The organism is Curtobacterium sp. 179-B 9B NHS (genome assembly GCF_045370965.1).
GTDB lineage: Bacteria > Actinomycetota > Actinomycetes > Actinomycetales > Microbacteriaceae > Curtobacterium.
On record NZ_JBIQDQ010000013.1, the window covers coordinates 26,018 to 45,788 of the forward strand.

At 72.0% G+C, this 19,771-nt stretch carries 13 protein-coding genes and 1 other RNA gene; 5 read left to right on the forward strand and 9 right to left on the reverse strand.

Annotated features, from left to right (window positions below; translation table 11 throughout):
* The first annotated feature begins 1 nt into the window (after window position 1).
* Complete coding sequence (locus ACH0A8_RS11670) at window positions 2-1,306, forward strand: LLM class flavin-dependent oxidoreductase (RefSeq protein ID WP_406907253.1); 1,305 nt, start codon at window positions 2-4, stop codon at window positions 1,304-1,306.
* A gap of 20 nt (window positions 1,307-1,326) precedes the next feature.
* Here the strand turns inward: ACH0A8_RS11670 and ACH0A8_RS11675 are convergent, their stop codons facing one another.
* The 7 genes from ACH0A8_RS11675 to ACH0A8_RS11705 all read right to left on the reverse strand — a co-directional run bounded on the left by ACH0A8_RS11675 (window position 1,327) and on the right by ACH0A8_RS11705 (window position 7,628).
* Window positions 1,327-2,130, reverse strand: coding sequence for a hypothetical protein (locus ACH0A8_RS11675; protein WP_406907254.1), 804 nt, complete (start codon window positions 2,128-2,130; stop codon window positions 1,327-1,329).
* Window positions 2,131-2,304: 174 nt separating this feature from the next.
* Window positions 2,305-2,682, reverse strand: a transfer-messenger RNA (tmRNA) gene (gene ssrA / locus ACH0A8_RS11680).
* A gap of 132 nt (window positions 2,683-2,814) precedes the next feature.
* Window positions 2,815-3,291 (reverse strand): SsrA-binding protein SmpB, encoded by a 477-nt coding sequence (gene smpB, locus ACH0A8_RS11685; protein WP_066654782.1) that lies wholly within the window; start codon window positions 3,289-3,291, stop codon window positions 2,815-2,817.
* 213 nt (window positions 3,292-3,504) lie between these two features.
* Window positions 3,505-4,419, reverse strand: a complete 915-nt coding sequence (gene ftsX, locus ACH0A8_RS11690; protein ID WP_209682249.1) for a permease-like cell division protein FtsX — start codon at window positions 4,417-4,419, stop codon at window positions 3,505-3,507.
* Window positions 4,416-5,174, reverse strand: a complete 759-nt coding sequence (ftsE, locus tag ACH0A8_RS11695; protein ID WP_066654786.1) for a cell division ATP-binding protein FtsE — start codon at window positions 5,172-5,174, stop codon at window positions 4,416-4,418. The genes ftsX and ftsE overlap by 4 nt, the downstream gene beginning before the upstream one ends.
* Window positions 5,175-5,246: 72 nt before the next feature.
* Window positions 5,247-6,356 carry a peptide chain release factor 2 gene (gene prfB, locus ACH0A8_RS11700; RefSeq protein ID WP_066654787.1) on the reverse strand — a complete coding sequence of 370 codons (1,110 nt, stop codon included), beginning with the start codon at window positions 6,354-6,356 and terminating at the stop codon, window positions 5,247-5,249.
* 108 nt (window positions 6,357-6,464) lie between these two features.
* Window positions 6,465-7,628 carry a cysteine desulfurase family protein gene (locus tag ACH0A8_RS11705; protein WP_066654788.1) on the reverse strand — a complete coding sequence of 388 codons (1,164 nt, stop codon included), beginning with the start codon at window positions 7,626-7,628 and terminating at the stop codon, window positions 6,465-6,467.
* Window positions 7,629-7,688: 60 nt separating this feature from the next.
* On the opposite strand from ACH0A8_RS11705, the gene glgX reads away from it, so the two are divergent.
* The 3 genes from glgX (at window position 7,689) to glgB (ending at window position 14,596) form a co-directional block, all read left to right on the forward strand.
* The gene (gene glgX, locus ACH0A8_RS11710; protein WP_406907255.1) at window positions 7,689-9,743 is read left to right on the forward strand and encodes a glycogen debranching protein GlgX; all 2,055 of its coding nucleotides are present in this window, start codon (window positions 7,689-7,691) and stop codon (window positions 9,741-9,743) included.
* A gap of 153 nt (window positions 9,744-9,896) precedes the next feature.
* Window positions 9,897-11,897: an alpha-1,4-glucan--maltose-1-phosphate maltosyltransferase gene (locus tag ACH0A8_RS11715; RefSeq protein ID WP_209682244.1), complete on the forward strand. Its 2,001-nt coding sequence runs from the start codon at window positions 9,897-9,899 to the stop codon at window positions 11,895-11,897.
* Window positions 11,894-14,596: a 1,4-alpha-glucan branching protein GlgB gene (glgB, locus tag ACH0A8_RS11720; protein ID WP_406907256.1), complete on the forward strand. Its 2,703-nt coding sequence runs from the start codon at window positions 11,894-11,896 to the stop codon at window positions 14,594-14,596. Before ACH0A8_RS11715 ends, glgB begins: the two co-directional genes overlap by 4 nt.
* A gap of 238 nt (window positions 14,597-14,834) precedes the next feature.
* Here the strand turns inward: glgB and ACH0A8_RS11725 are convergent, their stop codons facing one another.
* Together ACH0A8_RS11725 and ACH0A8_RS11730 are read right to left on the reverse strand one after the other, a co-directional pair.
* The gene (locus ACH0A8_RS11725) at window positions 14,835-15,869 is read right to left on the reverse strand and encodes a tetratricopeptide repeat protein (RefSeq protein WP_406907257.1); all 1,035 of its coding nucleotides are present in this window, start codon (window positions 15,867-15,869) and stop codon (window positions 14,835-14,837) included.
* Window positions 15,866-17,605 carry a hypothetical protein gene (locus tag ACH0A8_RS11730; protein ID WP_066654797.1) on the reverse strand — a complete coding sequence of 580 codons (1,740 nt, stop codon included), beginning with the start codon at window positions 17,603-17,605 and terminating at the stop codon, window positions 15,866-15,868. The genes ACH0A8_RS11725 and ACH0A8_RS11730 overlap by 4 nt, the downstream gene beginning before the upstream one ends.
* 185 nt (window positions 17,606-17,790) lie before the next feature.
* Between ACH0A8_RS11730 and ACH0A8_RS11735 the strand changes: the two genes are divergently transcribed.
* Window positions 17,791-19,638: a hypothetical protein gene (locus tag ACH0A8_RS11735; RefSeq protein WP_406907258.1), complete on the forward strand. Its 1,848-nt coding sequence runs from the start codon at window positions 17,791-17,793 to the stop codon at window positions 19,636-19,638.
* The last annotated feature ends 133 nt before the right edge of the window (window positions 19,639-19,771 follow it).

Here is a 19,771-nt window from a genome sequence, read left to right on the forward strand (position 1 = left end):
GGTGGGCGACCTGCAGCACTTCGGGTACTTCTTCTCGCGGGGGTTCGGCCCGCAGGCCTGGGGACGGTCCGACTGGGACTGGGGCCACGACTGGACGAAGCCCGACCTGTACCAGGAGTCCGTCCGGGCGCTCGAGCAGGCGGGGATGGACCTCGTGATCGCCGAGGACGCGATCTCCCTCGGCAGTCCGGCGACCCTCGACCTGCGGATCCGGCAGGCGTACGGCGGTCCGAAGCACGACCCGCTGCTGCTCGCGCCGTACCTGTTCGCGGTGACGCAGCACATCGGCATCGCACCGACGGTGAACGCCGGCATCACACCGCCGTACCTCGCCGCGCGGCAGGCCGCGACACTCGCGCATCTGTCCTCGGACCGCTTCGGGCTGAACGTCGTGACCGACACCGGCAGCGCCCGGCACGTCGGTGCGGCACCGCTCCCGCACGACGCCGCGTACGACCGCGCCGAGGAGTGGATCACGCTGCTCCGACGGCTCTGGCACTCGTGGAGCGACGGCTACGTCGGGGACCCGACGGACTGGCACTTCGCCGACGGCGACGCACTCGACGCGTTCCACCACGAGGGCGCGTACTTCACCGCCGACGGCCCGCTCAACGCGCTCCCGCTCGACGCTGACCCGGTCGTGGTCTCCCCCGGCGGATCCGGACGCGGGCTCGGGTTCGCCGGGACGCACTCGGACGTGCAGCTCGCACTCGCACCGTTGACGGCCGAGGCGGTCCGTGCGTACCGGTCCCGGGTGCTGACCGCCGCGGCCGACGCCGGGCGCAGCGCAGACGACCTGCGGGTGCTGTTCGTGCTCAAGCCGGTCCTGGTGCCCTCGGTCGAGGAGGCCGAGCGCGTCGTCGCGGCATCGCGCCACCCGTCCGACGCGGACCTCCGCGCCGCGGCGGTCGCGTGGTCGAGCGACTCCGAGACGGACCTGCTCGCCCTCGACCTGGACGCACCGATCCCGGACGGGACCTTCGGCGACCACGTGTCCGCGGGCACGGTCCGTGGGCTGGTCGGGGACACGCCGGACGCGCCCCTCCGGGAACTCCTGACCCGGAAGGCCCGGCTCGGGCGGATCAGCGCGCGCGCGGGGTTCGTCGGGACGGCCGAGGAGTTCGCGGACTTCGTGGAGGAGCTCGGGGCGGACGCGGACAACGACGGGTTCATCCTGTCCGGCGACCTGCACCCGGCGCAGGTGTACCGGCTGACGGGCGACCTCGTGCCCGCACTGCGCCGCCGGGGGCTGCTGCGCCGGGAGTACGGCAACGGCGGCCTGCGGGCGAACCTGTTCGACTTCTGACCCGGCCCTACCGCGTGGTCCTACTGCTTCTTGTCGGACTTCTTCTTGTCGGACTTCTGCTTGTCCTTCTTCTTGCCGGACTTCTTCTTCTTGTCCTTCTTCTTCTTGTCGGACTGCTTCTCGTCCTTGTCCTTGGTCTTCTTGCCCTCGTCCTGCTCGCCGGGCTGTTCCGCCGGGAAGTCGTCGTCGACCGCCGTGCGCGGGGCGCGGACACCGGAGGGCGCGATCCCGTCGACCGGCTCGACCACGACGGACGTGCCGGTGTCCGAGAGCACGTCGACCTGCTGCTCCTCGACCACGGGTGCCAGGGCGTCCTCGACCCGCTCCACCACGAGCTCCGCCCCGTCCTCGGCGAGCCGCAGGAGCGCCTGGGCAGCACGGACCCGCGTGGTGGTCCTCCGTGCGAGCACGTCGGCCCGGGCTCCCTCGAGGAACCCACGCAGCGCCCGCTCCACCGCCGAGCGACCACGCGGCGCCGACCGATCGAGGCGGTCGAACTCGCCGGCGATGCCCGCGACGTCGTCCTCGACGTGCTCGTCGCGCACCGACGTCACCAGCGCGGCCACCGCCGACGCTGCCCGTTCCACCGCGGCCGAGCGCTGGTCGAGCACGACGAGCATCTCGAACACGGTGCCGTACGACACCGTCTCGAGGCGCACCGGCTCGGCACCACGACCGCGGACGACGAGCCGTGACCCGGGCGTCGGCAGCCAGGCGACGACGGCGGCGACGGTCGCAACGGACCCCACGATCCGCTCGTACTCCGCCAGTCCCAGACGGTCCTGCTCGCGCAGACGGACTCGGATCGCGATCTCCTGCACCACGTGCTGCCCTCCCGGTCGGGTCGACGCAGGACCAGCCCCGCGCTCGCTCCGGACAGTAGTCCGGGACCCCGGGGGAACGACGAACGCCCCGGCGCCGTCCTGGGGGACGACGACGGGGCGTTCGGGTGGCGATCTCGGTTCGATCAGCGCGACAGCGGCTCGACGGCACGGCGTTGGTGGAGATGGGGGGAATCGAACCCCCGTCCATCGCTGCGGTTCGACGTCTTCTACGGGCGTATCCGGATGAGTCGTTCTGCTCGGCCCCGTCCTTTGCTACCGGCTTCTAGGACGACGGGCCCAGTCTCAGTGCAAGTCCCGCACGGCCCTGAGGCGCAACCGTGCAGCAAGTCCTCTGGATGACGCCGGAACTCAGGTTAGAAGACGATCACCTGGCCGACGGACTTCATGTGCTGGGCTGCTTACGCAGCGAGAGCGAAGTCAGTGCGCTTGGAATTGGCACTTGTTGTTTTCCACGGATCGTTCACGAGATGACCGTGGGTCCTCGGCCCGCTTCCCGTCGGCACACAGGCAATGTCGAAACCGATCATCCCCGTACGGGCCGTGACGTGCGAGCCGCTGTCACGCTGTTGAGTTGCCAATGCTCCCCGTGAGGAGCGGACCCCAGCCTAGCGGGGTGTGCTGGACGACGCCACCGACGTTCGCCGAGGGCTCACCCCGCCGCGCTCACTCGCCGAGGCGGTTGCGCGAGCGCATGGCGCGCTCGGCCTCGCGCTTGTCGGTCTTCTCGCGCAGGGCCTGACGCTTGTCGAACTCGCGCTTGCCCTTGGCGACCGCGATCTCGACCTTCGCCCGGCCGTCGTGGAAGTAGATCTTCATCGGCACGAGCGTGTACCCGCCCTGCGCGGTCTTGTGCGAGATCTTCACGATCTGCTGCTTGTGCAGGAGGAGCTTGCGCTTCCGCCGCGGCGCGTGGTTGTTCCACGTCCCCTCGGTGTACTCGGGGATGTGCACGGAGTCGAGCCAGGCCTCGCCACCGTCGATGAACGCGTAGCCGTCGACGAGTGAGGCCCGCCCCTCGCGGAGGGACTTCACCTCGGTACCCGAGAGCACCATGCCCGCCTCGTACGTGTCCTCGATCAGGTAGTCGTGGCGCGCGCGACGGTTGGTCGCCACGATCTTCTCGCCGCGTTCCTTCGCCATGATGACTCCCTTCGTGACCGGGCACGGGCCCCGGTGCTGCTGCGCAGCCCTACAGCCTAGTGAACACGACGACCGCGGCGCACCTTCCCGGCGCGCCGCGGTGCGCCGGCGACCCGAGGCTCGCGCATGCGGACACGTTCACGGCAGGACCACCGCGAAGATGTCCGCCACGGCGAGCCTCGCGCCGGACGATCGACCGCCGCCCGGGCTGTCTCAGACGCGCAGGTACCGGCGGATCGCGATGAGCGCCGAGACCCCGGCCAGGAGCACGCCGATCACGATCACCGCGGGCACGACCACGGCCGCGTCGCTCATGCCGATGAAGGCGGTGCCGGAGAACCGCTGCGCCAGGTAGTTCCGGACGAAGAACCAGACCACCGCGGTGATCGCGCCACCGGCGAGCACCGCTCCGATCGCGGCGGCGATCACCCCTTCCAGCACGAAGGGTGTCTGGATGAACCGGTTCGACGCCCCGACCAGGCGCATGATGCCGAGCTCACGTCGCCTGCTGAACGCCGAGAGTCGGATGGTGGTCGCGATGAGCAGCACGGCCGCCACGAGCATCAGCGACGCGATGCCGATCGCCGTGTACGACGATGCGTTGAGCAGGTTGAAGATCGGCTGCAGGTACCCGCGCTGGTCGACGACGCTCTGCACGCCGGCGACCTTCGACAGGCTCTCGACGAGCACGTCCGCCTGCGACGGGTTCTTCAGGTTCACCCAGAAGGTCTCGTTGAGGTACTCCGGCTTCACGAACTCGGTCGCGGGCGAGTCCTTGAACTGCTCCTTGAACCGCGTGAACGCCTGGTCCTGGTCCTCGTAGTACGTCTTCTCGATGTACGGCTTCAGGGTGGACGAGTCGAGCTGCGCCTGGACCTGCTCGCGCTGGTCCTCGGTCGCCTTGGCACCGGTGCAGTTGCCGGTGGTGTCGGTGTCGGTGCACAGGTACACCGCGACCTGCGCCCGGTCGTACCAGTACCCCTTCATCTGGTTGATCTGCATCTGCAGCAGGATCGCCGTGCCCACGAAGGTGAGCGAGATGAAGGTCACCAGGACGACCGAGACCACCATCGACGCGTTGCGCCGCAGGCCCGAGCCGACCTCGGACATGACGAGCCCGAGCCTCATCGGATGAGCCCCGGGATCGTCTGGATGCCGGTCGTGTTCGAGACGCCGGAGCCGCGCTGGATCGGCAGCGCCTGCGTCTGGTACCCGCCGGACTGCTCGTCGCGCAGGACGGTGCCGTTCGAGAGCTCGATGACCCGGCGCTGCATCTGGTTCACGATGCTGGCGTCGTGCGTCGCCATGAGCACGGTGGTGCCTCCCTGGTTGATGCGTTCGAGGAGCGCCATGATGCCCGCCGAGGTGGTCGGGTCGAGGTTGCCGGTGGGCTCGTCGGCCAGCAGGATCGCCGGCTTGTTGACGACCGCACGGGCGATCGCGACGCGCTGCTGCTCACCACCGGAGAGCTCGTGCGGCATCCGGGTGGCCTTGCCGGCCAGGCCGACGAGCTTGAGCACGTCGGTGACGGCCTCGCTGATGAAGCCCTTGCTCTTGCCGATCACCTGGAGCGAGAACGCGACGTTGTCGAAGACGTTCTTGTTCGGCAGGAGCCGGAAGTCCTGGAAGACCACACCGAGGTTGCGGCGGAAGTACGGGACCTTGCGCGACGACAGCGCGCCGAGGCGCTGGCCGAGCACGTGGATCTGCCCGCGGGTCGGCTTCTCCTCCTTGAGCACGAGGCGGAGGAAGCTCGACTTGCCGGAGCCGGACGCGCCGACGAGGAAGACGAACTCACCCTTGAGGATCTCGAGGGAGAGGTCGTCGAGCGCGGGACTCGGGTTGCCCGAGTAGACCTTGGTGACCTGGTCGAATTTGATCATGACCGGATCAGGCTAGGTCGGGTGGGCCGGAAGTCAACCGAGGCGCGCGGCTCGACTCCCCCGCGAGCTCGCTCAGGAATCGTCGCCCTGCTTGCGCCAGCGGATGCCCGCGTTGATGAAGCCGTCCAGGTCCCCGTCGAACACCGACGACGGGTTGTTGACCTCGTGCTCGCTCCGGAGGTCCTTGACCATCTGGTACGGCGCGAGGACGTACGAGCGGATCTGGTCACCCCAGCTCGCCGTGATGTTGCCGGCGAGCTCCTTCTTCTTCGCGTTCTCCTCCTCCTTCTTCAGGAGCAGCAGGCGCGACTGCAGCACGCGCATGGCGGCTGCGCGGTTCTGGATCTGCGACTTCTCGTTCTGCATGGACACGACGGTGCCGGTCGGCAGGTGGGTCAGGCGGACGGCGGAGTCCGTGGTGTTGACCGACTGGCCACCGGGGCCGGAGGACCGGAACACGTCGACCCGGATGTCGTTCTCCGGGATGTCGATGACCGCGGTCTCCGGCATGAGCGGGATGACCTCGACCGCGGCGAACGAGGTCTGGCGCTTGCCCGCGGCACCGAACGGCGACATGCGGACGAGGCGGTGCGTGCCGGCCTCGACCGAGAGCGTGCCGAAGGCGTACGGCGCGTCGACCTCGAACGTCGCGGACTTGATGCCCGCTTCCTCCGCGTAGGAGGTGTCCATGACGGTGGTCTTGAAGCCGTGCTGCTCGGCGTAGCGCAGGTACATGCGGAGGAGCATCTCGGCGAAGTCCGCCGCATCGACACCGCCGGCACCGGCGCGGATCGTGATCACCGCGGGGCGCTCGTCGTACTCGCCGTCGAGGAGGGTCTGCACCTCGAGGTCGCCCATGGTCTTCTGGATGGCCTTGAGCTCGTCCTGCGCCTCGGCCGCGGAGTCGGCGTCGTCGGCCTCGTTCGCCATCTCGACGAGGACCTCGAGGTCGTCGATGCGCTGCTCGGTGTCGGTCATCTTCCGGAGCTCGGCCTGCTTGTGCGAGAGCGCGCTCGTCACCTGCTGCGCGTGCTCGACGTCGTCCCACAGGTCCTGGGCACCCGCCTGCTCGCTCAGTTCGGCGATCTCGCGCTGGAGCCGGTCGACGTCGACGACCGAGCGGATGTTGCCGAAGGTCTCGCGGAGGGCGGACAGCTGCTCGGTGAAGTCAAGTTCGACCATGGTCACCGATCCTACCGGTGCCCACCGGCCGGGAGGCTCGCCGCACTCCGCCGTGTGGGCTCGCGTCCGGCAGGTGGCCGCTGTGGAGGGCCGTGGGGACCTGGTCGCTCAGCGTCCGAGCAGAGGCGTCCGGGACGCCAGGCCGGCTGCGCCGGCCCGGGCGACCGCGTCGGGCAGCGCGGCGAGGAAGGCGTCGACGTCGGCCTCGGTCGAGGTGTGCCCGAGCGTGATGCGCAGGGCGCCGCGGGCCTCGTCCTCGGACAGGCCCATGCCGAGCAGCACGTGCGACGCCTCGGGGACGCCGGCCTGGCAGGCGGACCCGGTCGACACGGCGACCCCGGCCGCGTCGAGCAGGAACAGCAGCGAGTCGCCCTCGCACCCGGGGAAGGTGAAGTGGGCGTTGCCGGGGAGCCGGTCGACCGGGTCGCCCATGAGCACGGCGCTCGGGACGCGCTCCAGGACCCCCGCGACGAGCCGGTCGCGCAGGGCCGACGCGTCGTGCAGCCCGGCGTCGGCGGCGACCCCGAAGGCCGCCGCCGCCGGGGCGTCCTGCGTCCCGCTGCGGACCTGTCGCTGCTGGCCACCGCCGTGGATGAGCGGCTCGACCGTCGCACGGCGCCCGAGGACCAGCGCGCCGATCCCGACCGGCCCACCGATCTTGTGCGCCGACACGCTGAGCGCGTCGAGGCCGGAGGCCGCGAACGACACCGGGACCTGCCCGTACGCCGCGACGGCGTCGCTGTGCACCGGCACACCGGCGGCGTGCGCCAGCTCGACGATGCGGTCGACCGGCTGCAGGGTCCCGACCTCGTTGTTCGCCCACAGGAACGTGACCAGGGCGACGTCCGAGGCGTCGGCGAGCCGTGCCTCCAGGCCGACGAGGTCGACGCGACCCTGCGCGTCCAGCGGGACCACGTCGACGACGGCGCCCTCGTGGCGCTCGAGCCACTCAACCGTGTCGACGGTGGCGTGGTGCTCGCCCGCCGGCACGACGATGCGCGGCCGCGGACGGTCCTGCTGCCGCGCCCAGTACAGCCCCTTGACCGCGAGGTTGATGCTCTCGGTGCCGCCGGAGGTGAAGACGACCTCGACCGGCTCCGCGTCGAGCGACCGGGCGACCGCGGCGCGACCGTCCTCGAGCAGCATCTTCGCGCGCTGGCCGGCGCTGTGGATCGACGACGGGTTGCCCACCGTGGCCAGGGCCCGGGTGAACGCGGCGAGCGCCGCGGGCAGGATGGGCGTCGTCGCCGCGTGGTCGAGGTAGACCGGCATGACTGCGCCCCTTCCGTGTGCGTTCACAGGATACCTCCGGCCCCTCGTACCCTGGTCGTCATGCACCGCACCGCGATCGACGAGACCCCCGGCTTCCGCCTCGGTGACGGCGTGCCCCGCTTCTCGGTGCGTTCCGCCTCCGCGACCGCGGTGACCCTCGTGGTCGTCGACGCCGACGGTGTCGAGACCCGCCACGTCCTGTCGCGGACCGACGGCACCGACCGGTGGGCGGCGGAGACGCCGGACGTGCGGCCGGGCGATCGGTACCACCTGCTCGTCGACGGTCCGGACGGACCCCGCCACGCGTTCGACCCCGCGCGACCGCTGCTCGACCCGTACGCGCGTGGCATCGTCCCCGCGGCGACGGCCGCTGGGAGCGGCGGCCCACGGTGGACGAGCGTCGTGGTCGACGATGCCTTCGACTGGGGCGGTGTGCCGAAGCCCGACGTCCCCCTGGACCGGACCGTCGTGTACGAGGCGAACGTCCGCACGCTCACCGCTGCGAACCCCGACGTCCCCGAGCACCTGCGCGGGACGTACGCCGGCGTCGCGCACCCGAGCACCATCGCCCACCTGCGCCGCATCGGCGTGACGACCCTCGAGCTGCTGCCCGTGCACGCGTTCGACACCGAGGCGTGGCTCCGGGACGCCGGTCGCGAGAACGCGTGGGGCTACAACACCCTCGGGTTCTTCGCACCGCACGCGGCCCACGCCTCGTCGGACGCCCGTGCCGCGGGTGCCTCCGCGGTGCTCCGCGAGTTCAAGGGCATGGTGCGACTCCTGCACGAGGCGGGCATCCAGGTGCTGCTCGACGTCGTCTACAACCACACCGCCGAGGAGGGCACCGGCGGACCCACCACCTCGCTGCGCGGCATCGACGGGGCGGGGCGGTACCGCTGGACCGAGGACGGTGCGTCGTACTACGACACCACCGGCTGCGGGAACACGCTCGACACCTCGGTCGAGGCCACCGCGGACATGGTCGTCGAGAGCCTGCGCTACTGGGCGCGCGAGGTGCAGGTCGACGGGTTCCGGTTCGACCTGATGGCGGCGCTCGCCCGCGACGAGCACCACGTGTTCGACCCGGCGCACCCGTTGCTCGAGCGCATCCGGCAGCACCCGGACCTGCAGGACGTGCTCGTCGTCGCCGAGCCGTGGGACGTCGGTCCCGACGGGTGGCGCACGGGGGCGTTCGGCCCCGGCACGAGCGAGTGGAACGACGGGTTCCGGAACACCGTCCGCCAGTTCTGGCTGACCGACGTCGCCGAGGAACGCCGGAACGGCACCCCGCAGGCGGGCATCGGTCGGCTCGCCGAGGCGCTCACCGGGTCCCGCGGCACCTTCGGCCAGGAGCGCGGCCCCCTCGCGAGCGTCAACTTCGTCACGGCCCACGACGGCTTCACGCTGCTCGACCTCGTCTCGCACGACCGCAAGCACAACGAGGCGAACGGCGAGGACGGGCGGGACGGGTCCGACGACAACCGCTCGTTCAACCACGGGATCGAGGGCGACACGGCCGACCGCGGGGTGCGTGCCGCCCGGGGCCGGTCGATGCGGAACCTCGTCGGCACCCTGATGCTCTCGGCGGGCATCCCGATGCTGACCGCCGGCGACGAGCGCAGCAGGACGCAGCACGGCAACAACAACGCCTACGTCGTGTCCAACGACCTGACCGCCGTCGACTGGTCGGACGACGAGGACGCCGAGGCGATGACCGAGGCGGTCGCGGCGCTCACGCGGCTGCGCGCAGCGCACCCGGCGCTCCGGCCGACGCGCTTCGGGGTCGAGGGGCGGGAGACGCCCGGAGCGTCGCGCATGGCGTGGTACGGACCGGACGGGCAGCCGATGACCCCCGAGGGGTGGGACCAACCCATCCACCGGGTCGTGCAGTACTTCGCCGAGTCGACCCCGGAGCACGAGCCGTTCGACCGGGTGCTCGTGGTCGTGCACGGCAGCGGGCGGACGCGGGACCTGACGCTGCCGGCGCGCCAGGACGTGCTCGGGTACCGGTTGGCCTGGTCGAGCGAGAAGCACCGCGACCACGAGCGGCTCCGGCCGGGCGGGCAGGTCTTCACCGCGTACGGCCCCGGCATCCACGTCTTCGAGGTGGCGTAGGGGGGTCGTGGCCCTCCGCGCGCCCGTCCGGGGAAGGAACGGGCGACGGAGCCCGCACGTGCGCGTCCTGCACAGGCCGGGTGACGCGCCCGACACTGCACAGGGAACGCGTTCCGGGGAACGCGAGCGCTCCGGCCGGGTAGCGTCGCCTCCGTGGCCACCGCAGATCGACCCCGCCGACCGAAGATCGGACGCATCCCGATCACCCAGCTCGCGCCGACGACCCCGAACGGGTTCCCGGGCAAGGCGTTCGACGGCGAGGTGATCACGTTCGGCGCGACCGTCTTCCGCGAGGGCCACGGGGTCATCGGCGCCGACCTCGTGCTCGAACGCCCGGACGGCGGCACACGCACCGTGCCGATGCTGCTCGGCGCCCCCGGCACGGACCGCTACGAGGCCACCGTGCAGGTCGACCACGTCGGCGTCTGGACGTGGCACGTCGAGTCGTTCTCCGACGACTGGGCGACGTGGCTGCACGCCGCCCGGCTCAAGATCGCCGCCGGTGTCGACACCGAGGCGACGCTCCTCGACGGCGCCGTCCTGCTCGACCGACTCGCCGCCGAGACCGACTCCAGCGCCGCCGTCCGCGCGGCCGAGCAGCTGCGGGACACCGACCTCGAGCCGACCGAGCGCCTCGCGGCCGTCGACGACCCGCGCATCACGGGTGAGGTCGAGGACTCCCCGCTGACCTCGCTCCGGACGCACTCCCCCACGCAGCTCCTCGACGTCGAGCGGCAGCGCGCGGGCGTCGGCGCCTGGTACGAGTTCTTCCCCCGCAGCGAAGGGGCGAAGAAGAACGCCGACGGCTCGTGGAGGAGCGGCGACTTCCGCACCGCGGCCCGCCGGCTCCCGGCCGTCGCGCGCATGGGCTTCGACGTGGTCTACCTCCCGCCGATCCACCCGATCGGCACCACGGCGCGCAAGGGCCCGAACAACACGCTCACCCCGGGACCGCACGACCCGGGCAGCCCGTGGGCGATCGGTGGTCCCGAGGGTGGGCACGACGCGATCCACCCCGACCTCGGCACCGAGGACGACTTCCGCGTCTTCGTCGAGACGGCGAAGAACAGCGGGATGGAGGTCGCGCTCGACTTCGCACTCCAGTGCTCCCCCGACCACCCGTGGGTGGACCAGCACCCCGAGTGGTTCACGGTCCGGGCGGACGGGTCGATCGCCACGGCCGAGAACCCGCCGAAGCGGTACCAGGACATCTACCCGATCCAGTTCGACAGCGACCCCGAGGGCATCGTCACCGAGGTCCTGCGGGTCCTCGAGCACTGGATCGCGTTCGGGATCCGCATCTTCCGCGTCGACAACCCGCACACCAAGCCGCTCTGGTTCTGGGAACGCGTCATCCGCGAGGTCCGCGACCAGCACCCGGACACGGTGTTCCTCGCCGAGGCCTTCACCCGCCCGGCGATGATGCGCGCCCTGGCCGAGGCCGGGTTCCAGCAGTCGTACACGTACTTCACGTGGCGGAACACGAAGGAGGAGATCGAGGACTACTTCTCCGAGCTCAGCCACGAGACGAGCGCCTACCTGCGCCCGAACCTCTTCGTGAACACCCCCGACATCCTCACCGAGTACCTGCAGTTCGGCGGTCGCGCCGGTTACAAGGTGCGCGCCGCGCTCGCCGCGACCGGGGCGCCGACCTGGGGCATGTACGCCGGGTACGAGCTCTTCGAGGACGTCGCACGCCCGGGGTCCGAGGAGAACATCGACAACGAGAAGTACGAGTACAAGCCGCGCGACTTCGCCCTGGCCGAGGCCGAGGGCGCGAGCCTCGCGCCGTACGTCACGATGCTCAACCGCTTCCGTCAGGCCCACCCCGCGCTGCGTCAGCTCCGGAACCTGCACGTCCACGACGCCGAGGACCCGGCGATCGTCGTCTACTCGAAGCACCTGCCCGCCGAGTTCATCCGGTCGGGCCGCGCGGACACGGTGATCGTCGTCGCGAACGTCGACCCGCACTCGGCGCGCGAGACCACCGTGCACCTCGACCTCGCCGCGCTCGGGCTGCCGAACGAGCAGCCGTTCGTCGTCCGCGACGTCGTCACCGGGCAGCGCTGGGAGTGGGGTTCGTCCAACTACGTCCGCCTCGACGCCTTCCAGGAGCCCGTGCACCTGCTCGTCGTGGAGGGACCCGTCCGATGACCGACAGCGACCCGAAGGGGACCCCGCCGATGGGCTCCGACCGTCCCACCCCCGCCACCCCGGACCGAGGCCAGGGGCCGAGCGTCCCGCCGGTGCCGCCCCCGCCGCCGCCCGTGACCCGCTCCCGTGCCCCGGGCGTGGTCCCGCCGGCCGACCAACCGGCCCCCCGGTACGAGCCACGGGTCTCGGCACCGCACGAGGACCTCCCCGGCGCCGCGCCCGTGGCGAAGGAGACGCCGGACCGCGGGGTCCCGGAGTCGGCGACCCTCGCCGGCGCAGCTCGTGACGGCTCCCCGGCACCGACCGGCCTGGAGCCCACGGACCCGACCGGTCTGTCGGCGGACGGCGCGGACGCACCGCTCTCCGAGGGTGGACGCTCGGCGGCACCGGGAGCGACGGCGACCGCGGCGGACCTCGTCCCAGCACCCGAGTCCGCAGCACCACAGCCCGCGGCACCGCAGCACGCAGCACCGCAGCACGCAGCGCCCGCCGGCGGCTCCGACGTCGCCCCGACCTCGGGAGCGGCTCCCCGGCCGGCGCCGGTCGAGGACTGGCTCCGCCAGCAGGTGGCCGAGGGCCGTTGGTCCCAGCCGCACGACGTGCTCGGTCCGCACCCGGTGGACGGGGGCACGAGCGTGCGCGTCGTCCGGCACCTCGCGACGGCCGTCCGCATCGTGCGCCCCGACGGCGACGACGTCGAACTGACCCACGAGGGCGACGGTCTCTGGGCGGGCGCCACGACCGGCACGCTCGGTCGGTACCGCGTCGAGGCCGACTACGACCTCGACGAGTCCACCGACGCCGACGACGCGACGTGGACCACCGACGACGCCTACCGCTTCGCGCCGACCATCGGCGAGCTCGACCTCCACCTGTTCGGCGAGGGCCGTGACGAGCAGCTCTGGCAGCACCTCGGCGCGCACGTCCGCACCGTCGACGGCGTCGACGGCGTCGCGTTCACCGTGTGGGCACCCCGCGCCACCGCCGTCCGCGTGATCGGGGACTTCGAGGGGTGGGAGGGCCGCACCACCGCGATGCGTCGCCTGAACGACCTCGGCGTGTGGGAGCTCTTCTGGCCCGGCGCCCTCGTCGGGCAGCGGTACAAGTTCCAGATCCTCACCGACTCCGGCTGGGTCGAGCGAGCGGACCCGTTCGCCCGACGCACCGAGGTCCCGCCGCTGACCGCCTCGGTCGTCACCGCCTCCGACCACACGTGGTCCGACGGCGACACCGCCTGGATGGAGCGTCGAGCGCAGACGACGACCCACGATGCGCCGATGAGCGTCTACGAGGTGCACCTCGGATCGTGGCGCCCCGGGCTCTCCTACCGCGAGGCCGCCGATGCGCTCATCGGCCACGTGCAGCACCTCGGGTTCACCCACGTCGAGTTCCTGCCGCTCGCCGAGCACCCGTTCGGTGGCTCGTGGGGCTACCAGGTCACCGGGTACTACGCTCCGACCGCGCGCTTCGGCACGCCGGACGACCTGCGCTACCTGATCGACCGCCTGCACAGCGCCGGCATCGGCGTGATCATGGACTGGGTACCGGGACACTTCCCGAAGGACGAGTGGGCACTCGCGAAGTTCGACGGCTACGCGCTGTTCGAGCACCCGGATCCGCGTCGCGGTGAGCAGCTCGACTGGGGCACCTTCGTGTTCGACTTCGGGCACCCGCAGGTCCGCAACTTCCTGGTGGCGAACGCGCTCTACTGGTTCGAGGAGTTCCACATCGACGGCCTGCGGGTCGACGCCGTGGCCTCGATGCTGTACCTCGACTACTCCCGCACCGAGTGGCTGCCGAACATCCACGGCGGTCGCGAGAACCTCGAGGCGATCTCGTTCCTGCAGGAGACGAACGCCACGGCCTACAAGCGCTACCCCGGCATCGTGATGATCGCCGAGGAGAGCACCTCGTGGCCCGGTGTCACCCAGCCGACGAGCGCCGGCGGGCTCGGCTTCGGCCAGAAGTGGAACATGGGCTGGATGCACGACTCGCTGCAGTACGTCGAGCGTGACCCGGCGTACCGCGCGTACCACCACGACGAGATCACGTTCTCGCTGGTCTACGCCTTCAGTGAGCAGTTCACCCTGCCGATCAGCCACGACGAGGTCGTGCACGGGAAGGGCTCGCTCTACGGGAAGATGCCCGGCGACGAGTGGCAGAAGCTCGCGAACGTCCGGGCGTACCTCGCGTTCATGTGGGCGCACCCCGGCAAGCAACTGCTCTTCATGGGCCAGGAGTTCGCCCAGCCGTCGGAGTGGTCCGAGGCCCGGGGGCTGGACTGGTGGCTCCTCGACGATCCGGGACACCTCGGCGTGCAGGACCTCGTGGCGTCGCTGAACCGCGTCTACAAGGAGACCCCGGCGCTGTGGACGCACGACTCCTCGCCCGAGGGCTTCGAGTGGATCGAGGGCGGCGACGCGCCGCACTCGACGCTCGGGTTCCTCCGCAAGGACGGCGACGACCGCCTCGCGGTCTTCGTGAACTTCTCCGGGGTACCCGTCGAGCGCCGGTTCGGGCTGCCCGCTGCGGGTACCTGGCACGAGGTGCTCAACACCGACGCCACGGAGTACGGCGGGTCCGGTGTCGGCAACATGGGTTCGGTCACGGCCGACGAGACGCCGTGGGCTGGCCGCCCGGCCTCGGCCCACCTGGTGGTCCCGCCGCTGGGTGCGGTCTGGCTGCGACTGGCCGACTGACCCCGCCGCCGCGCGGACGCGACCACGGGACGGACGGGAGGCCCGGTGCCAGCTGGCACCGGGCCTCCCGTCCGTCGTCCGCCCGTGTCGTCCGCGGTGCACGCCGCGCGAGACGCCCCCGAACACAGGAGACGCCCCCGTTCCCGGGGGCGTCTCGTGGTTCCTGCGGCGTCTCGCACTGACGCCGGCGTCTCGCACCGGCGCCGGCGTCTCGTACCGGCCGACGGTCGTGCGTCGATCAGTACAGTGCGCTCGCCAGACGGCGCCGTGCCGCGGCCACACGCGGGTCGTCCACCCCGATCAGCTCGAAGTACTCGACGAGCCGGACGCGCAGCGTCTCACGGTCCGCACCGAACACCGTCGGGACCAGGTCGAGCAGCCGCCCGAAGGCGTCCTCGACGTGCCCTCCGCTGATGTCCAGGTCGGCGACGGCCATCTGCGCCTCGACGTCCTGCGGTGCCGCGGCCGCGGCACTGCGGAGCTCGTCGGCCGTGCGACCGTTCAACCGGTCGAGCAACGAGACCTGCGCGAGCCCGGCGACGGCCATCTGGTCGTTCGGGTCCTGCGCGATCGCGGTCTTGTACTCCTGCACGGCGGCGGCGTAGTCGCCCCGCTCGATGGCGTCGTACGCTGCCTGGTGGTGCGGCGGCAGCGGCTCGGGAGCGGGCTCGCCCTGGGGCTCCGTCTCGGCAGCGCCGTCGACGGTGACCCGACCGGTCACGCCGTTCTGCTCGGCAGCGGCGACGACCTGCTCGAAGACGTCGCGCACCTGCGCCTCGGGCAGCGCGCCGACGAAGAGTCCGAGCGGCCGACCACCGATCACGGCGGCCACGGTCGGGATCGACTGCGCCTGGAACGCCTGCACGAGCTGCGGGTTGGTGTCCGCGTCGACCTTGGCGAGCACCACGCGACCGTCGTACTCCGCGGTCAGCTGCTCGAGGATCGGCGAGAGCTGCTTGCACGGCCCGCACCACTCCGCCCAGATGTCGACGATCACCGGGACGACGGACGAGAGCTGCAGGACGTCCTGGAAGCTCTGGTCGGTGACGTCGATGACGAGCGACGGGACGGTCAGGTCGGCATCGGGACCGGCACCGGTCGCCGGGACGCCGCCCGGCACGGCAGCGGCGCCGGCGCCGCCGGTGCCCGCGGCTGCGCCCGGGCCTCCGGCGGGAGCACCCGCTTGCTGCGTCGGCCGCTGAGCGCGGTCGACGAGGGACGACAGGTCGACGGCTCCGCGGAGACCGGACGGGGTCGGGGGGACGTTGGTCATTGCACCTCACTCGCTGCGGTCAGGCCCTGCGTGAACCCGAGCAGGACCACCTTCTCATCACTGCCGACCGGCGGCACGGAGAACAGCAGCTGGACGCTGTACGTCGCGCTGATCCCCTTCGTGCTCGAGTCGACGCCGGAGAGGGCCTTGACCGCCCCCTCGGTGTTGACCTCGGCGCCGGCCGCGGTCGGGGTCACCTTCTCGACCTCGTCGAGCGAGGCCGACACGAGCGCACCCGCACCGTCCGTGGCGATCGCCACGGCGCCGTCGTCGGGCACCTCGGACGAGTACTCGATCTTCGCGGTGTCCGGCAGCGACTCGGCCTTCTTGTCCTTGTACGCCTTGCCGATCGTCGAGCGCAGACCGTCGCCGTCGGAGGCGAAGAGCGAGGCGGAGTCGCTGTCGGAGTCCTTCGCCAGCACGTCGCCGTACGCGGCCGCGATGTCGTCGGGTGCGATGCGCAGGAGCTTCGTGTCCCCGGCGAGCCGTGCCGCACCGATCGACGTCGGCGCCAGGCTCGGGATCTCCGCAGCGGCCTCGAGCGACACGTCGTAGGCGACCTTGTAGTCGTCGCGCGCGCTGTCCTGCACCAGGGTGAGGGCCTGCGGAGCGGTCTTCGCGGAGCAGTCCTCGGCGACGACCGTGAAGATCGTGCGCGGCCAGCTGTCGGTCTGCTGCGGGAGTGCCACGCAGACCTGACCGGCCGAGATCGCGGGCGGCGTCTCGACGTCGGTGTCCTTCTCGCGGATCGCGTAGTTCGCCTTGCGGAAGTCGAGGGCGGCCCCGGTGAAGCGGGTCTCGAGCAGCGTCGCGTCACGGTCGGCATCGGCCTTCGACGCGACCTCGGCGACCCGCTCGACGATCCGGCGGATCTGCTGCTCGGTCGCAGCGGTCGGTTCGGTCGAGTCCGCGGCGCCGGTGGCCGAGGCGGTCGGCGTCGGGGTGGCGCCGGAGCCACCGCCCTGCGGCCAGTAGTCCGACGAGCAGCCCGCGAGACCGAGCGCCCCCACGAGCACGATCGGCACGGCCACCAGGGAACGACGGCCACGACGACCGCGGACCGGCACCTGTGCCCCCGCGGCGGCTGCACGACGCGACGCCCGCACGCGCGGCGGACGCGACCCACCGCTGCGGCGACGCGGACCACGACCACGACGCTGGTGCAGGAACGCCCAGACCAGCAGCGCGACGCCACCGACCAGGAAGAGTCCGCCCGCGACGAGGAGCGGACCGACGGAGGGCGTCGCGGTGTCCCGCGGCCAGGTCACCGACACGTCGGTCGGCGCGGCGTCGGACCCGTCGGCGAGCACCACGACCGACACGTCGGCGGGCAACCGGACGGTGAACCGTCCCGCACCATCCCACTCCTGGTACCAGAGGTCGCTGCCCTTCGGGTCCGGCACTGAGTCGGCCGATCCCGTCGTGCGGCCGACCAGGCGGTCCTGCTCGGCGTCGAAGCGCAGGGTGGTGTGCTTCGCGTCACCGATCCACGCGTCGACGTCGGCGGTCCTGCCGTAGGCCGCGAACACCGTCCCGGAACCCGAGACGTCGATGCGCTGGTACCCGGGGTTCGCGTTGAGCGTCGACCCCGGGATCACGGTCACCGGGGCCGAGGCCGTGCTCGAGGACTCTGCGACGAGCGACGAGGGTGGCGCGAACACGGTGCGCTGCCCGACCGCGAGACCGACGAGCAGCAGACCGATGACGAAACTGACGATCGCCAGGACGAATCGCACGGATCTTCTCCCTACCGCGCCGGGGGTGGGGGGATCGGCGCGCGAATCAGCGCTCCAGGATAGCGAGGCACCCTGGACATCGCATCCCCCACCGCTGTCCACGGGCTCAGTCGGCGCCGGTGGGCCGCCACTAGACTCGTCCGCGGGCCAAGGGCTGGCCCTCCGCCGACCCCCAGGAGCAACACGTGGCGAACGACGAGGCCGAGTTCGGGACCGAGCTGCGCGGGTACCGCCGCGACGAGGTGGACCGCTCGGTGAACGAGCTCCGCCGCGAACTCATCAAGTCGAACACCGACCGCGCCGAGGCCGCCAAGGAGATCCGTCTCCTGCAGGCGCGTGTCGCGGACCTGCAGGGCGAGCTCGACGAGGCCGGCACCCCGACCTACAGCGGGCTCGGCACCCGCCTCGAGTCCACCCTGCGCGTGGCCGAGGAGCAGTCGACACGGCTCATCAGCCAGGCGGACATCGACGCCCAGCGGCTCCGCGCATCGAGTCGGCACGAGGCCGAGCGTCTGCTCCGCGAAGCCCGGCAGGAGGCGTCGGAGACCCTCGAGGACGCCCGCTCCCGTGCGACCGACGAGCTCACCCGCGCCCGGGCCGAGTCGTCCGACACGATCGAGCGTGCCCGTGCCGAGGCCGGCCTGCTGACCCAGGACGCCCGCAACGAGGCCGCCGCCGTCCGGGGTGCAGCCGTCACCGAGGCCGCCGAGGTCCGCTCGGTCGCCATCCGCGAGACCGATGCCCTGCGTGCCCGTGTCGAGCGCGAGGTCGCCGAGCTGCGCGAGGACGCGCAGCGCGCGGCCGAGGACGCCCGTCGCGCCGCTGCCGACCTCGACCGTGAGACCGAGCACCGACGCAGTGTGTTCGAGGCCGACCACGCCCGGCGCACCGCGGACCTCGACCGCGAGGAGACCACGCGGCGCGCCGCCCTCGAGCGCGAGGTCGCCGAGGGCCGCGCTGCCTGGCAGCGCGAGCGCGACGAGCAGCGCCGAGCGCACGAGCTCGCGCTCGAGACCGGCCGGGCCGAGCTCGAGTCCGAGGTCGAGCGCAGCCGGGCCGCACTCGAGGCGGAGACCAGCGACCGTCGTCGTGAGCTCGACGCCGAACTCGGTGCCGCCCGCGCACGCTGGGAGCGCGAGGCAGCCGAGGCCCGCACCGCCCTCGACCAGGAGCTCGAGGCCGCCCGTGCGCAGCTCCGTGTCGACGAGGAGCAGACCCGGGCCGAGAACGCACGCCTGGTGGAGGAGACCGCTGCCCGCATCGCCGCGGAACTCGAGGAGCACCGCGCCCGCCTCGAACGCGAGCGCGCCGAGGCCGACGCCGCCGCCGAGCGCGCCGCTCGCGAGCACGCCGACGAGCTCGCTGCGCGCCGCGAGCGGGAGCACGCCGAGGTCGACACCGAGATCGCCGACCGCCGCACGGCCGAGCTCTCCGACCTCGAGGCCGAGCGCACGGCGCTGCAGCAGGAGGTCGACACGGTGCGCGCCGACCTGCAGCAGGAACGCGACGAGGTCCGCACGGCGATCGCCCGAGAACGCGACGAGGCCCGCGCGGCGCTCGAGTCCGAGCTCGCCGCCCGCCGTGACGACGCCGAGCAGGACTACCTGCAGAAGCACCAGGAGACGGTGGCCGAGACGCAGAAGTACCTCGACGAGGCCAACCTGCAGCTCGCCGAGGCGACCCGCCGCGCGTCCGAGGCGCGGGAGCGCGCCGAGCGGCTGCAGCAGGAGGCCGACGACCTCGAGCGCACGAGCACCGCGCAGGCACAGGAACGTGCACGCACCATCGTCAGCGACGCCCAGGAGCGAGTCCACCGGATGATCGCGGAGGCCGAGGAACGGTCGGCCGCGACCATCGCCGAGTCCGAGGACCGGCTCGCCGCCATCCGCACCGAGCGCGACGCGGTCGCCGGGTACCTGGAGAACCTGCGCGGCGTGCTCACGCACGCCACCGGGCTCCTCGACGAGTCCCCCGTGGCGGCCGGCCGGTCGGCGGACGACGAGGCCCTCGACGAGGACGCCACCGCCCGCTGAGGACGGCATCCGCGACCCGGCCCGGAGGCGCACCGCGCGCCTCCGGGCCGGGTCGCGTCCCCCGCGGCAGCCGTGGCGCTCGCCGCTCACCCGGGACGGTCGGCTCACGGGGCACGGTCGCCGTCCGGCCCTG

Excerpts from the sequence above, each read along its gene's own strand:
- smpB (WP_066654782.1), bottom strand. The coding sequence starts at position 3,291 with ATGGCGAAGGAACGCGGCGAGAAGATCGTGGCGACCAACCGTCGCGCG.
- ftsX (WP_209682249.1), bottom strand. The coding sequence starts at position 4,419 with ATGAGGCTCGGGCTCGTCATGTCCGAGGTCGGCTCGGGCCTGCGGCGC.
- ftsE (WP_066654786.1), bottom strand. The coding sequence starts at position 5,174 with ATGATCAAATTCGACCAGGTCACCAAGGTCTACTCGGGCAACCCGAGT.
- prfB (WP_066654787.1), bottom strand. The coding sequence starts at position 6,356 with ATGGTCGAACTTGACTTCACCGAGCAGCTGTCCGCCCTCCGCGAGACC.
- ACH0A8_RS11705 (WP_066654788.1), bottom strand. The coding sequence starts at position 7,628 with ATGCCGGTCTACCTCGACCACGCGGCGACGACGCCCATCCTGCCCGCG.
- glgX (WP_406907255.1), top strand. The coding sequence starts at position 7,689 with ATGCACCGCACCGCGATCGACGAGACCCCCGGCTTCCGCCTCGGTGAC.
- glgB (WP_406907256.1), top strand. The coding sequence starts at position 11,894 with ATGACCGACAGCGACCCGAAGGGGACCCCGCCGATGGGCTCCGACCGT.
- ACH0A8_RS11725 (WP_406907257.1), bottom strand. The coding sequence starts at position 15,869 with ATGACCAACGTCCCCCCGACCCCGTCCGGTCTCCGCGGAGCCGTCGAC.